Origin of the sequence: Mesonia hippocampi (assembly GCF_014197445.1) — a bacterium.
Lineage (GTDB): Bacteria > Bacteroidota > Bacteroidia > Flavobacteriales > Flavobacteriaceae > Mesonia > Mesonia hippocampi.
Window position 1 is genome coordinate 206,196 of record NZ_JACIFO010000001.1, and the last position, 13,092, is coordinate 219,287.

Annotated in this window: 16 protein-coding genes; 1 reads left to right on the forward strand and 15 read right to left on the reverse strand. The window is 33.0% G+C overall.

What is annotated here, in order from left to right:
- Positions 1-55 precede the first annotated feature (55 nt).
- From GGR32_RS00980 to GGR32_RS01020, 9 genes are all read right to left on the reverse strand, one after another.
- Positions 56-1,018 carry a cation diffusion facilitator family transporter gene (locus GGR32_RS00980; RefSeq protein WP_183475578.1) on the reverse strand — a complete coding sequence of 321 codons (963 nt, stop codon included), beginning with the start codon at positions 1,016-1,018 and terminating at the stop codon, positions 56-58.
- A 13-nt stretch (positions 1,019-1,031) separates the two neighbouring features.
- On the reverse strand, positions 1,032-1,253 hold the full coding sequence (locus GGR32_RS00985) for a heavy-metal-associated domain-containing protein (protein WP_183475579.1): 222 nt from the start codon (positions 1,251-1,253) through the stop codon (positions 1,032-1,034).
- Positions 1,254-1,352: 99 nt separating this feature from the next.
- Positions 1,353-3,770, reverse strand: a complete 2,418-nt coding sequence (locus GGR32_RS00990) for a heavy metal translocating P-type ATPase (protein WP_183475580.1) — start codon at positions 3,768-3,770, stop codon at positions 1,353-1,355.
- A 226-nt stretch (positions 3,771-3,996) separates the two neighbouring features.
- Positions 3,997-4,578: a LamG domain-containing protein gene (locus GGR32_RS00995; protein WP_183475581.1), complete on the reverse strand. Its 582-nt coding sequence runs from the start codon at positions 4,576-4,578 to the stop codon at positions 3,997-3,999.
- Between the two features lie 105 nt (positions 4,579-4,683).
- Complete coding sequence (locus GGR32_RS01000; RefSeq protein WP_183475582.1) at positions 4,684-4,917, reverse strand: hypothetical protein; 234 nt, start codon at positions 4,915-4,917, stop codon at positions 4,684-4,686.
- Between the two features lie 10 nt (positions 4,918-4,927).
- A complete protein-coding gene (locus tag GGR32_RS01005; RefSeq protein WP_183475583.1) occupies positions 4,928-5,296 on the reverse strand; it encodes a DUF2085 domain-containing protein in 369 nt (122 codons plus the stop codon).
- Between the two features lie 158 nt (positions 5,297-5,454).
- Entirely contained in the window at positions 5,455-6,018 is a 564-nt protein-coding gene (locus tag GGR32_RS01010) for a helix-turn-helix domain-containing protein (protein WP_183475584.1), read from the reverse strand.
- Between the two features lie 137 nt (positions 6,019-6,155).
- Entirely contained in the window at positions 6,156-7,034 is an 879-nt protein-coding gene (locus GGR32_RS01015; RefSeq protein ID WP_183475921.1) for a pirin family protein, read from the reverse strand.
- A gap of 68 nt (positions 7,035-7,102) precedes the next feature.
- Complete coding sequence (locus GGR32_RS01020; protein ID WP_183475585.1) at positions 7,103-7,687, reverse strand: Crp/Fnr family transcriptional regulator; 585 nt, start codon at positions 7,685-7,687, stop codon at positions 7,103-7,105.
- Positions 7,688-7,727: 40 nt separating this feature from the next.
- Between GGR32_RS01020 and GGR32_RS01025 the strand changes: the two genes are divergently transcribed.
- Complete coding sequence (locus GGR32_RS01025; protein ID WP_183475586.1) at positions 7,728-8,492, forward strand: ABC transporter substrate-binding protein; 765 nt, start codon at positions 7,728-7,730, stop codon at positions 8,490-8,492.
- A 148-nt stretch (positions 8,493-8,640) separates the two neighbouring features.
- Here GGR32_RS01025 and GGR32_RS01030 read toward each other — a convergent pair whose 3' ends face one another.
- The 6 genes from GGR32_RS01030 to GGR32_RS12075 all read right to left on the reverse strand — a co-directional run bounded on the left by GGR32_RS01030 (position 8,641) and on the right by GGR32_RS12075 (position 12,869).
- Entirely contained in the window at positions 8,641-9,354 is a 714-nt protein-coding gene (locus GGR32_RS01030; protein ID WP_183475587.1) for a DUF4197 domain-containing protein, read from the reverse strand.
- Between the two features lie 192 nt (positions 9,355-9,546).
- Positions 9,547-10,713: a nicotinate phosphoribosyltransferase gene (gene pncB / locus GGR32_RS01035; protein WP_183475588.1), complete on the reverse strand. Its 1,167-nt coding sequence runs from the start codon at positions 10,711-10,713 to the stop codon at positions 9,547-9,549.
- A gap of 130 nt (positions 10,714-10,843) precedes the next feature.
- On the reverse strand, positions 10,844-11,302 hold the full coding sequence (locus tag GGR32_RS01040) for a hypothetical protein (protein WP_183475589.1): 459 nt from the start codon (positions 11,300-11,302) through the stop codon (positions 10,844-10,846).
- Positions 11,303-11,400: 98 nt separating this feature from the next.
- Positions 11,401-12,147: a hypothetical protein gene (locus GGR32_RS01045; protein WP_183475590.1), complete on the reverse strand. Its 747-nt coding sequence runs from the start codon at positions 12,145-12,147 to the stop codon at positions 11,401-11,403.
- 116 nt (positions 12,148-12,263) lie between these two features.
- Positions 12,264-12,725: a hypothetical protein gene (locus tag GGR32_RS01050; RefSeq protein ID WP_183475591.1), complete on the reverse strand. Its 462-nt coding sequence runs from the start codon at positions 12,723-12,725 to the stop codon at positions 12,264-12,266.
- 12 nt (positions 12,726-12,737) lie between these two features.
- Positions 12,738-12,869: a hypothetical protein gene (locus GGR32_RS12075; protein ID WP_281372593.1), complete on the reverse strand. Its 132-nt coding sequence runs from the start codon at positions 12,867-12,869 to the stop codon at positions 12,738-12,740.
- Between the last annotated feature and the right edge of the window lie 223 nt (positions 12,870-13,092).

Sequence of the window (13,092 nt, forward strand, 5' to 3'; positions counted from 1 at the left end):
AAAACACCATTAATCTATTAAAAGACTAATGGTGTTTTCTTTGCATAAAAAGCTATTAACAGGTTAGAAACTCACATTTATTTTTGTTTGTTTCAATTTGTACAGTAGGATGCTGAATATTAAATTTTTGCATGAGCTTGATGATGTTTTTCATAACATCTTGTTCTGCAAATTTACTGTTTATTACTGCGTGAAGCGAACCTACATTGTAACTGCCATCCATTGTCCAAACATGAACGTCGTGGATATTTACAACGCCATTTATTTGTTGTAATTCATTTTGAAGCTTATTTATGTTAACATTTTGAGGTACAGCTTGTAGCATTACTTTTACTGTATCAATTAAGTTTTTAGTAGCATTGTAGCCAATAAATATGGCAATACCTATGGCTAGAACTCCATCTATCCAATTCCAACCCGTAAAGTAAATTATTATAGAACCAATTAAGACTGCAGCCCATCCGAGTACATCTTCTAATAAATGCAACATGATCGATTGGCTGTTGTTATTATGTTCGCTATGGCTATGCCCATGATTATGTCCGTGATGGTGGTGATGTTCGCCGCCATTTTTTATTCTAAGGAAAGCAAACCCGTTTACAGCAAGTCCTAAAATTGCTATCCAGAGCATTCCTAAGCTATGAACTTCTTTAGGGTTTATAAAGGAATTATACGCGGCTATAATCATTGTAAAAGAGCCTACTAATAGGAAAATAGATAATATTAAAGCAGATAAGAGAGAAAAGCGTTTGTATCCGTACGAAAATGTTTTGCTGCGTTTATTTCCCGATATTTTCTCCATAATTATAGCAAGCCCAATAGCTCCAGCATCCATAAAATCGTGAAAAGCATCGGCAATAATGGCAGTAGAGTTGGTTAAGATCCCTCCAATTAATTCGATTATCGAAAAGAAAAGGTTTAACCAAAAAGCTAAGGATAAGCCATCTTTAGTAGAAGATGGCTTATTTGAGGTGTTTTTGTGAGCAGTGCAGCTACTTTTTTCGTTAGTATCTATCATGATATTATTTTTATTATTCTATCAATTCTGCTTTAAAACCTTTACGTTTAATAATGGTAATTACTTTTTCTGGGGTAATTTCTTTAGCATTTATTGTAAGGAGTTTATCAGGATTATCGGTATCTACACTCCAGTTGCTAATGGCATCGGTACTGTCTAAATCGGCTTGTACTTTGGCTACACAATTACCACAATTTAAATTGGTTTTAAATATAAATTCTTTGTTATTTTCCATGTGACTTGTTTTTTATAGTTATAATATGGTACAAATTTCATTAAAATAAATAGAGAAAGTGTTGTACAATTCTGCGTATGATTTATGAGATTTACAGATTTATTTTTTCCATTTTAGGCGTAAACTATTAGTAACTACACTAACACTACTCATTGCCATGGCAGCTCCTGCAATCATAGGATTTAGCAAAAAGCCATTTATAGGGTATAAAATACCAGCAGCGATAGGAATACCTATAAGGTTGTAAATAAATGCCCAAAATAGGTTTTGTTTAATAGTAGCAACGGTGTGTTTAGAGAGTTTAATTGCTTGAGGGATTTTACTTAAATCGGAAGATATAATCGTCATTTTAGCAACATCCATAGCAATATCGCTTCCTTTTCCCATGGCAATACTTACATCGGCGGTAGCAAGTGCTGTACTATCGTTAATGCCATCGCCTACCATGGCTACTATTTTTCCTTTTTGTTGCAATTCTTTTACAAAATCGGCTTTATGTTGTGGTAAGACCTCGGCTTTATAGTGGTTTATACCTGTTTCTTTTGCAATTGCTTTTGCCGTTGCCTCATTATCTCCTGTTAGCATATAAAGGTCTATACCCATAGATTGTAGCGTTTTAATAGCAGCAGCGGAGGTTTCTTTAATTTTATCTGAAATGGCTAGTACAGCAAGTGCCTTGGTACTTGTAGCAAACCAAATTACTGTTTTTGCTTCAGCGCTCCATTTTTTAGCATGGTCTAAGAGTTTAGCATCTATTTGAATTGCATTTTCGGCAAGGAGTTTTTTGTTACCCACATAATAGGTTTCCTGATTATGCTGGGCTTTGGCGCCTTTACCTGTGATGCTTTCAAAATTAGATAACTTGGTTATAGGTAAGTTTCCTAATTTTTTAACCACGGCATCTGCTAAAGGATGCTCCGATTGTTTTTCTAAACTGTATAAAATGGCTTGGGCTGAAGAATCGCTATTAAGCCAATGCATGTTGGTAACAATAGGCTTTCCTTCTGTAATGGTACCTGTTTTATCTAAGATAATTGCGTTAACTTGTTTTGCTAATTCGAGGCTTTCTGCATCTTTAATTAAAATACCTTGTTCTGCACCTTTTCCTACACCTACCATAATGGCTGTAGGCGTAGCTAAACCTAATGCACAAGGGCAGGCAATAACTAGTACGGTAATGGCAGCTAATAATCCTTGAACTATTCCGTTATCGCCGCCTAGTATTATCCAAAGTATAAAGGTAAGTAGCGCAATACCCATTACTATTGGAACAAAAATACCAGCAATTTTATCGACTAATTTCTGGACAGGTGCTTTGCTACCTTGTGCATCTTGTACCATTTTGATAATTTGGGCAAGCATGGTTTCTTTACCTACTTTTTCTGCCTTAAAATTAAAGCTGCCTTTTTGATTGATGGTTCCTGCAAAAACTTTTTCATTTTCCTTTTTTAATACAGGGATTGGTTCGCCGCTAAGCATACTTTCATCTACATAAGAGGTTCCGTTGGTTACTATACCGTCTACCGCAATTTTTTCTCCGGGTTTTACCAGAATAATATCGTTGGTAACAACTTCTTCTATAGGGATTTGTTTTTCTGTTCCATCAGGTTTTACGATTACTACTGTTTTAGGTTGGAGTCCCATTAGTTTTTTGATGGCAGAGGAGGTGTTTCCTTTGGCTTTTTCTTCTAGTAATTTTCCTAATAATATAAAAGCGATAATTACTGCAGCAGCTTCAAAGTAAACATGTGCTTCTAAGCCTCTGGATTCCCAGAATTTAGGGAACAGCATATTAAAAACACTAAATATGTAAGCGATTCCTGTACTTAATGCGACAAGCGTATCCATATTTGCCGAACGATGCTTGGCTTGTTTCCATGCATTGATAAAAAAATCTTTACCAAACCAGAGTAATACAGGAGTAGAAAACACCCACATGATTTCGTTGGCGTAAGGGATGTTCATAAAAAACATTCCGATTACAACAACAGGGATTGATAGCAGTACAGCCCATGTGGTTTTTGTTTTTAATTGCTTGAATTTTTTTTCATGAATGGCTTCAAGAGATTCTTGTTGGGTAGACTCATCTTCAATCAATAAGTCGTAACCAGCCTCTTGAATGGCATTTTGTAATTTCTGGGCGTTAGTTATGTTTGGGAGGTATTCTACCGTTAAGTTTCCTGTCGCAAAATTAACAGCAGAGCTTATCACACCAGGCACATAAGCAATAACATTTTCGGCACTTCCAGCACAGGAGGCACAGGTCATTCCTAACACGGGGAAAACTTTTTTTACAACAGTAACACCATAGCCTAAATCTTTAATGGCTTGTACTGCTTTGGGAAGTACTTCTTCGTCTTTAATATTAATTGCAGCACGTTGATTGTTTAATTCTACTTTGTGAGATATAATGCCATCAACTTGGGCTAAACCTTTTTCTACAATTAGTGCACAATGTTCGCTCTCAACACCTTCTAATGGAAGGTAAATAATGTTTTCATTTATAGTTGTTGCCATTTTCTATAGTGTTTATTTTGAACTACAAAGATGACAGGAAGTTACGAAAAAATTATTGCGAAATTTTAGAATTGTTTTATAAGATTTACATAAGAGGCTTTATAATAATTTTTTTGAAATAGTTATATTAACTGTAACTAAAAGTGTACAATGTTATTGAAAAAAAGGATGATTACTTTCTCTGTAAGAAAGTTTTTTTTTGTAATTTATGGAGAGAGATAACAGCTTAAGAAAGCTTTTTTATAGCTAAATTTTTAACAATTGTTTTTCCGTTTGTTATTAAGCCTAAATAGCCAGGTTTATTAAGTTTATATTTAGCGATTTGCTTATCGATGATAAGGACATCGTCTATAAAAATGCTTAGGTTATCTTTGTAAAGCTTTACCTTTAGGTTATACCATGTATTGTTTTGGATTTCGATAGGTTTTTCTATAAATGTAGAACCTCCTCCTGGGCGTTCTGTATTGGTTTCATCAAATTCTCCTCGGCCTATTTTTAGCGCGTTTTCTATGGTATAAAGGTAAGCCCGAAGGTATTCATCTTGGTTGAGGTTTAACATAAGTTCAAACAAAGAACCATTAAGCATGTTAACATCTAATTCTATGCTGTAGTTTTTGGGTAGCTTTTCTAAAGATGTTAGGGTAGCCCATTCTAGGCTTTTTCCGTTGCCTATATAAGTATATTCATCTAGCGTCCAATTTCCTGAAATAATTTTCCAATTTGGTTCTTCTAAGGAAATGTTTTTACTTCCTGCGCAAGAAAAAAGTAGAAGTATAAATAGCGGTAATACAATGTGTTTAGTTTTCATAAGTGGTGATTAGTTAGAAGTTAAAAAAAATACGTGATTCTAATACTTGTTAAAGTGAATAACAAATTTTTGAGAATCACGTATATAAGTTGGGTAAGGTTTAAATTAGCTCATTGAAGCTGCGCCAATCCCAAGTACAGTTGCTATAATTTGAAGAAGTATTCCAAATCCAAACCCCCATAAGGCAGCATAACAAGCAGTTTTAGCTTTTTGAGGACTTTCGTTTTTATTCATAAAATAAATAATAGCTCCTGCTAAAGGAATACAAAAAGATAAAACTTTTAACCCAGTGCTTAACTGGTCGTTATTGTTTTCGTTTGTGTTTAATTGTTCTGACATAGTTTAAAAATTAATTGATGATTGTTAGTATTAGATTTCCGATATAAATTCCGATTATAGATATTAACGACATAGTGCCTATTCCGCTCATTAACCCGGTTATAAACCTTCTGCTATTAGTACTCTCTATATTGAAGTATGCTTGGATAGCTCCATCTATATAAGTAGGGATAATTAATAAAACTGTCCAGAGAAGCGGTATTTTTATAACACCAAAAATAAAGAGTGGGAGCACAACATAACCTAAGTTAATTCCTGTACATCGTGCGCATAGGGGGAATTGTTTTCCTTTCCAAAAAAAAGAGCGTTCAGGTTTTCTGTGGCAGTAGGTAAATTCTAGATTAGCTCCTTTTAGTTTAAAATCTTTTATTTTTCTCATTAATTATTTCTTTCTGATGATAGAAACATTTTACATGGGTTACTTTGTATGTAAACTATGTAAATATAATATTTTTAAGCGACTGCTAATTTAGTGTTTTTTGAGGTTTTACAATTCTTTTTTTATCGTGATGCTTGTAATTTGAGGTGTTTTTTTATTTACACTTCATCTAAGGGTTTTCGTTTTTCATTTCTAATTTTTTTAAAGTGGCTAGGGGTTAATCCAGTAACTTTTTTAAACTGATTGCTTAGGTAAGCAACGCTAGAATAGTTTAAACGGTGTGCAATCTCACTTAGTGATAACTCGTCATAGACAAGTAATTCTTTGACCTTTTCAATTTTTTGGGCGATAAAATATTTTTCGATGGTGGTACCTTCAACTTCCGAAAATAGGTTGGAAAGGTAATTGTAATCAAGGTTTAATTCTTTACTAAGCAGGTTAGATAGGTTTGTTTTTGTTTCGCCATCTTGATGATGTACAAGGTCTATGATAATTGTTTTTATTTTTTCTATAATGCGGCTTTTTTTGTCATCGATTAATTCAAAGCCTAAATTTGATAAAATTTTACTGAGGTTAAGTTTTTCTTCTACGCTAAGCTGATTTTCTATAATAACTTCTCCAAGCTTAATACTTCTAACGTTTATGTTTAGTTTGTCTAACTCGTTTCTAATAACCATATTACAACGATTACAAACCATGTTTTTAATGAATAGCACTGTCATACTCTTCTGTTTAGAATTACAAAGATAAAATTCTAAATTAACCCCTGTTGTTTTATTTAGGCTTTTTATATAAAGTAAAAAGGTAAACCTTCTTGTTGTAGAGGTTTACCTTTTTTAATAGCAATAAGTTCTTTTAATTAATCGTGTAAAACCCCAAATTTTCCGGCGTTAAAGTCTGCAAAGGCTTGTATTATTTCTTGGTGCGTATTCATTACAAAAGGACCATGTGCAGCAATGGGCTCATTTAAAGGTTCGCCACTTAAAACAAGCACAAGCGCATCATTTTTTGCCGTAATACTAAAGTTTTCTCCGCTATTGTCCAGCAAAGCTAGGTGATCTAAAGCCACTTCGTTATTTTGGTTAATAGTAATATTACCTTCTATTACCAAAATACAAGTATTGTAATGCTTAGGGAAATTGAAGCTTGCAGAAGCTTCTTTTTTAAGCTTTAGGTTAAACATATTTATTGGACTAAATGTACTTGCAGCTCCAGTAATATGGTTATAATTTCCTGCTATAATTTCTATTTCGCCAGTTTCATTTGCTAACTTTACCTTAGGGATTTCACTATTTAGTATAGATTGGTATTTAGGTAATGTATTCTTATCTTTTTTAGGAAGGTTAACCCAAAGTTGTACCATCTGGAAATCGCCACCTTGTTTACTCCATTCTTTTTCGTGATATTCTTTATGTAAAATTCCGTTTCCAGCAGTCATCCATTGTACATCACCTTGACTAATAATACCGCCACCTCCAGCGCTATCATGATGGGCAATTTTTCCTTTATAAGCTATAGTAACTGTTTCAAAACCTTTATGCGGATGTACACCAACACCTCTAGGGGTTTCTGTAGCCGAAAAATTAAACTTAGAATTATAATCTAACATGATAAAAGGATCCATTCTTCTCATCCCTAAACTAGGATGACTAGGGATAAAGTTATGTACCCTAAAAGCATCGCCCACGTAATGTGGTACATTTGGAGCTATAATTTGTGTAACGTGTTTTGTATCCATCATTTTTAATTTTTAGTAAAAATACTACCTATTTAAGGCTTAAAAATTGATGTATGTTAATAAATAGCTTAGCCTTTTTTAGCTAAGTCGTTTCTAATTCGACTTAGGCTTTCTGGGGTAATACCTAAATAAGAAGCAATCATATTTTGTGGGACACGCAACATAATATTGGGGTAATTTTCTATAAAATCTAAATAACGCTCTTTGGCAGAAGTGCTTAAAAGCATATCTATCCGAATTTGTAAATGCCTAATATGTTTATGTAAAGCATTTACGTTAAATTGATTAAAGTTTGGGAATGTATGCGATAGTGTTTCTATAAAATTAGTATCAAATACCATAAGCTCACAATCTTCTATAGCTTGGATATAATATCTTGATTTTTGATTGAAATACAAACTTTCTCTATCGGCAATCCACCAGCCTTCCGAGGCGAAAAGTAAAATATGTTCTTTTCCTTTTGCATCTATAGAGTATTGTTTTAAAAGTCCTTTCTCTACATAAAACAAATGTTTACAAGCCTCATTTTTACGTAAAAGATAATCCTCTTTCTTTAAACGCTTAATTTTACTATTTTCGAAAAATGGACATAATTCGTCTTCGTCAATATGAAGGTATTCCGATAAAAATTGGATTAATTTAAGTCCATTCATGTTTGTTGTTATTTTATAACAAAATAAAGAAAGTATTTTAATGATACAAGACCAATTAAAAAGAAACCTTTGTATTCCCACTGTTCCTAAACGGATAATCTCGCTGGTGCCTAGCCAAACAGAGCTATTGGTAGATTTAGGGCTTAAAGATTACCTCGTAGGTATTACTAAATTTTGTGTACATCCAGTTGAGCTTCGAAAAGAAAAAAGAGTAGTAGGAGGGACCAAGCAAGTAAATTACGATAAAATAAAAGCCTTATGCCCAGATATTATTTTATGTAATAAAGAAGAAAACACCAAGGAAATGGTTACCGAATTGGAGAAAATAGCTCCTGTTCATGTGTCTGATATTTACACCATAACAGATGTGTATGCGTTGATAAACCAATATGGAATTCTGTTTGAAGTACAGCCTAAAGCATCGGAGTTGATAGCGGTAATCCAACACGCGTTTTTAAGATTTTGTGAAGAAGTAAAAACACAGCCAAGTTTAAGGGTAGCATATTTTATATGGAAAAAACCATGGATGATAGCGGGAAAAAATAATTTTATAGATTATATGTTGTCGGTGTGTAATTATGAGAATTTTTATCAAGGGGAGGAGCGTTATCCAGAAATAAACTTAGAAGGATTAGAAAATAAAGTAGATATGGTATTTTTATCCTCAGAGCCTTATCCTTTTTCCGAAGCTCATTTTTTATGTTTTCCTGAAAATTTGCAAGTAAAATTGGTAGATGGAGAGTTTTTTAGTTGGTACGGTTCGCGCTTGCAATATGCTTTTAATTACTTTAGGACTTTACGGTAAAATAAAAGAGCCATAGTAAACTATAGCTCTTTTTTGACTTAACCCAAATAATTTTATGTATGAGATACCCTAAATCTCGATGCAAATATGAGGCAGTTTTACTTTTTTTAGGTTACCTAAACATTAGCTTTAGGTTATACCTACGTAATTAATCTTGTAGGGCAAATACTTTTTTAAGTAAATCTGAGGTACGCGAGTTAATGTTTTCTCGGATATCTTTTTCTTCTACAGCAATCATTTTATACACGCCGTTTAAGGCTTCTTGTGTTACGTAATCGGTTAAATTAGGGTTTACATTGTTGGTTAGCGGGATGTTGTTGTAACGTTCTATGATATTGCTCCAAATCTCGTTAGCTCCAACTTTGGCAAAAGAGTTTTCAATTACAGGTTTAAATTTATTGTAAAGTTCTGTATTTGTTTTTTCTTCAAGGTATTGTGTGGCTGCATTATTTTGCCCTAAAAGAATGTTTTTAGCGTCATTTATACTCATTTCCTGAATGGCGTTTACAAAGATAGGCGTTGCTTCTTTTACGGCTTCTTCTGCGGTATGGTTTAGTGCTTCAATTCCTTTATCGGCAAGGCTTCCTAACCCAATGTCTCGTAATACATTTTCTACTTTTTGTAATTCTTCAGGAAGGGCTATTTTTACCAAAGGGTTGTTATAAAAACCGTTTTTTTGAGTGAGCTTTTGCACTTGATCGTCTATTCCTTTAGTAAGTGCCTCTTTAAGTCCGTTAGCAATTTGTTCATTACCAAGAGGTGCGTTTTGCTCTATTTCAGGAAGATTTTCTGCAATTTGTTGTAGTTCTGCACAAGCAGTTGTGCTTAAAATTAAGCCGATAAGAAGTGTTTTTTTTAACATAAGAATGGTGTTTTTTTTATTTTTTTCAAAAATAAGCAACTTTCCGAAACACCATCTTAATTCTTTCTTTAAAATAATAGTGTTTGGTTGCTCTAGGTTTAAGTTGCTTAGCGCGAATCTTCTGAGAAAATAGAGCCTTGTATATGGTTAGTCTTTATCATCTTGAGCTAAAAAATAGTGTAGGCTTAGGTATTAATCATCAAGTCCGAGTGTCATTTTGGCTATCGCTATCTCTTTATGATTTCCCGTATTTTTCCCCATAACATCGGATAATTTTACTGCTTGATGGAATTCTCCTTTGGGGGAACTCTTCACATTGGTTAATTTAATAACCATATTAAGAGGTGTGGCTCCCACGTCGTTACTAAAAAAAGTTCCTATGCCATAAGTGTCGTGTAAGCGATTGCTTACGTGATTTTTGATGCGTTTTACAGCTTCAAGATTTAAAGAATCACTAAATACTACCGTTTTAGACTCCGTTTCTATACGATTTTGTTTATAAAAATCGAGCGTTTTATCAATAAACGCTATTGGGTCGCCACTATCGCATCGTAAGCCATCAAATAACTTTGCTTGTTTTAAGCTAAAAGACTCAAAGAAAGAGTCTGTGGTGTAAGTGTCGGTTAAAGTTATCCCTAGGCTTCCTCCAAAAACTTCAACCCAAGCTTCTAGCGCTTTCATATTAGCAGCCCTATACCCATAAAGAGCTCCGTGGTACATAAACCATTCGTGAGGCATTGTTCCTATTGGTGTTGTATTATGTCGCATAGCCAAATAGAGGTTACTTGTACCCTTAAAGAACTGTCCGGAATTTGATTTTAAGCAGCTTATAACACGGTCTTGTACTTCGAAAGAAAAGCGTCTTCGCGTTCCGAACTCAGAATAATCGGCACCAATTTCGGCCAATTTTTTAGCTTTAGGAATAGCTCTAGCCTCTATATCTGTAGGTGTGGTAGCAGTCATTTGAAAATACAATTCAGAAATAATAGCCATTAATGGCACCTCCCAAAGCACCGTTCTGTACCAATATCCCTCAATAGAGATCGATAGTTCTCCTTCTTCTGATAAACTTACCGATACTTCGCTTGAATCATATCTATAGCCTTCAAGAAAATCGATAAAAACAGGATCAAAGAAATAACATTTCTTTTCCATAAAACGTTTTTCTTCTCTAGTCATCTTCAATGACTCCATATTTACTAACTCTTCTTTTAAACGCGCTGCAAAACCTTCAGGAAAACATGTATCTCCTCTATTTATAAACTCATATTTCACATAAGACCAAGGGTAAAGTCGCTGTATGGCATACATTACCGAGAATTTATAAAGATCGTTATCCGTGAAGTATTTAATTATCATCTCTATTTTGTTTTTTATTTACATTGTTTCCTTTTCAGGTAATTATTGTTAAAAATAATATATTGTCCTGTTTTGTATATTTACCTGAATGATTGTTTTATAGAAAGCTAGTGTTTTTAGCATACTAATATTAATGCATACAGCCTATGTAAATGTTAGATTTTATGAGGTATGCATTGTTGTTGGTTAGTAAAACTTTATCAAGGTGTTTTTTTGCTTCATCTTTACTTTCAAATATCCCCGTTATTAGCGCTAATGTTTTTTCGGTAGTTGTTGGGGTGTAGAAGTTAAGGTACTCGATGCTTAAACTTTCTGAAGGAAATCTTCTAGGGAAATATTGTCCTGCATACAGCTCATCTTCATCATCTTCGGCTAAGCAAATTAGGTCTTTCTCGGCATTATATCCGCGCCCCATGGTGTCTATTTTTATATTAAGCTCTGTTTGCAAATTAACCATCTTATTTTTTAGGCTTTTATAGTTTACAGCGGTATCCGCCACGCTTATATAAAAATCGGCATAATCTTCCTGTTGGGCAAGTAGGTAGATAGGTGATAAGAGTAAGCTAAGAAGTAAAAGTGTTTTTTTCATTATACAGGACTTAGTTTATAGCTAAACTAAAAAAAGTGAAGCTTTAATTAAAGGAATTAGGTATAATTGTTTTGTTTATGAGTTGTTCTTAAGGCTAATTAATATTCGTTTCCATCTATATCGATATAAACGGTTTTCCCTTCTATGGTTTCTGCTTTAGCTAGGTAGTAGGTAAAATCTTCGATTTTCTTGTATTTAGGAGGACTTACTTCTAGGATTCCGTAGCAATTATTTCTTTTCGTTTTAATGTAATTGTAGAAATTAGAAAAATTAAGCTCGTCATAATAAATGTTAGGATTATTAGCGGTAGTGTATTTTCCGTTTTTGATTAAGATGAGCATTTCTGGATTGGCAGAGGTGATTCCTACGCTAAAATTTCCAGAATAATTAAAATCATTTTTTCCGTTGATAAATAAAACTTTATCGGCAATCTCTTTGCTTATTGTGTTAATTTTTTCTGGTGGGAATTTATTTTTACTGTCAAAAAAAATTTCGTCACGATAAATTTCAAAATGGTTTTGGGTTTCTTTTATGCTTAATACATATTCGGGTACGGTGCCACATACATAAAAAATATCCTCTACATTATTTTTTATAGTCCCTTTATTATTGATGTAAAACAGTTGGTTTTTTTTTGTTAACACCTGATAATAAGCGTTAATCTGTTTGGTGAATTTTAAGTTTTTATACTTTTTTCCTGTCTGTTTTATATGAAGTTTATATTTTTTAGTCTTATTATTTTGCTTTAGTAAAATATATTCAGACTCGGTGATAACTGTATTTTTTTCCTGTGCCGATAAAGTTATCGAGAAACAAATGATAAGAAGTGCTAAAAGGTTTTTCATGGTGTTTTTATTGGTTAGGCAATAATATGTTATCAATAACAATACCATAAATAGTTGAGAGGCGAACTCCGTACCTATTTAGGTGCGGAGCCGTTTATTTGATTGGGTGTAGGCTTTTATTTTTCTGTGGATTTTAAGTCTTTTTCTATCTTAAGTAATAATTTGAAATTTTCTTTATGACAAATTAAGGAAGTATAATGATGTCCATTTTCAGGGTCATTTATTTTTATAGGTTTTTCTATGAAATCTTGTGAGTTTATTTTCTCAAAAATTCTAGAAAATAGTTTACTCCTAAATTCCTGCGGAGTTATTTTTCGCTTCCTATTATTTCTTATAGTTATATTTGAGGTGTCACAGTAATAATATAATATCACATTATTCTCATTCAAATAATCCAATATTAATTGTGAAAATCTAAAAAATGTTTTTAAACTATTAATAGGAGTAATATCATCCATCAAGATGATAGAAACATCAATTATTACAATTCCATAATCTCTGGGAGTATTACAAAATTCCTTAAAAACAATTAGGTATTTGTAACCCTCATCAGTTATTAAAGGAATCTCTTTTTCCAATATTAAAAGTACTTATTTTGGAAAGTATAATTCTTTGTTTGAACGGTATTCAGACTTTCGTTCTTGCTTTTTAGAGCGTAAATCTCTTACAAACTCGAGTAACTCTTTAGAGGGTTTCGATATGTGAAGTCTTTTAGTTTTCATATTGCAAATGTATAAATGTATTCATAACTAAACAAATATTATTCTATATATCTGTTTTTCAGCTTGCTCACAACGCCCTGACGGATATGGCGATTTGCGTTGAAGTGTGAACTTCAATATTCTCTCAAATATAGATAACTTTTTAACAGTAAATACTTAATTACATATTGTATTTCACTGTTTTTACAAAGTACTTTGAAGGTGCTTCTAGTTTATGCCCAAT

Coding starts and splice junctions, on each gene's coding strand:
- GGR32_RS00980 (WP_183475578.1), bottom strand. CDS start 1,018: ATGATAGATACTAACGAAAAAAGTAGCTGCACTGCTCACAAAAACACC.
- GGR32_RS00985 (WP_183475579.1), bottom strand. CDS start 1,253: ATGGAAAATAACAAAGAATTTATATTTAAAACCAATTTAAATTGTGGT.
- GGR32_RS00990 (WP_183475580.1), bottom strand. CDS start 3,770: ATGGCAACAACTATAAATGAAAACATTATTTACCTTCCATTAGAAGGT.
- GGR32_RS00995 (WP_183475581.1), bottom strand. CDS start 4,578: ATGAAAACTAAACACATTGTATTACCGCTATTTATACTTCTACTTTTT.
- GGR32_RS01000 (WP_183475582.1), bottom strand. CDS start 4,917: ATGTCAGAACAATTAAACACAAACGAAAACAATAACGACCAGTTAAGC.
- GGR32_RS01005 (WP_183475583.1), bottom strand. CDS start 5,296: ATGAGAAAAATAAAAGATTTTAAACTAAAAGGAGCTAATCTAGAATTT.
- GGR32_RS01010 (WP_183475584.1), bottom strand. CDS start 6,018: ATGACAGTGCTATTCATTAAAAACATGGTTTGTAATCGTTGTAATATG.
- GGR32_RS01015 (WP_183475921.1), bottom strand. CDS start 7,034: ATGGATACAAAACACGTTACACAAATTATAGCTCCAAATGTACCACAT.
- GGR32_RS01020 (WP_183475585.1), bottom strand. CDS start 7,687: ATGAATGGACTTAAATTAATCCAATTTTTATCGGAATACCTTCATATT.
- GGR32_RS01025 (WP_183475586.1), top strand. CDS start 7,728: ATGATACAAGACCAATTAAAAAGAAACCTTTGTATTCCCACTGTTCCT.
- GGR32_RS01030 (WP_183475587.1), bottom strand. CDS start 9,354: ATGTTAAAAAAAACACTTCTTATCGGCTTAATTTTAAGCACAACTGCT.
- pncB (WP_183475588.1), bottom strand. CDS start 10,713: ATGATAATTAAATACTTCACGGATAACGATCTTTATAAATTCTCGGTA.
- GGR32_RS01040 (WP_183475589.1), bottom strand. CDS start 11,302: ATGAAAAAAACACTTTTACTTCTTAGCTTACTCTTATCACCTATCTAC.
- GGR32_RS01045 (WP_183475590.1), bottom strand. CDS start 12,147: ATGAAAAACCTTTTAGCACTTCTTATCATTTGTTTCTCGATAACTTTA.
- GGR32_RS12075 (WP_281372593.1), bottom strand. CDS start 12,869: ATGAAAACTAAAAGACTTCACATATCGAAACCCTCTAAAGAGTTACTC.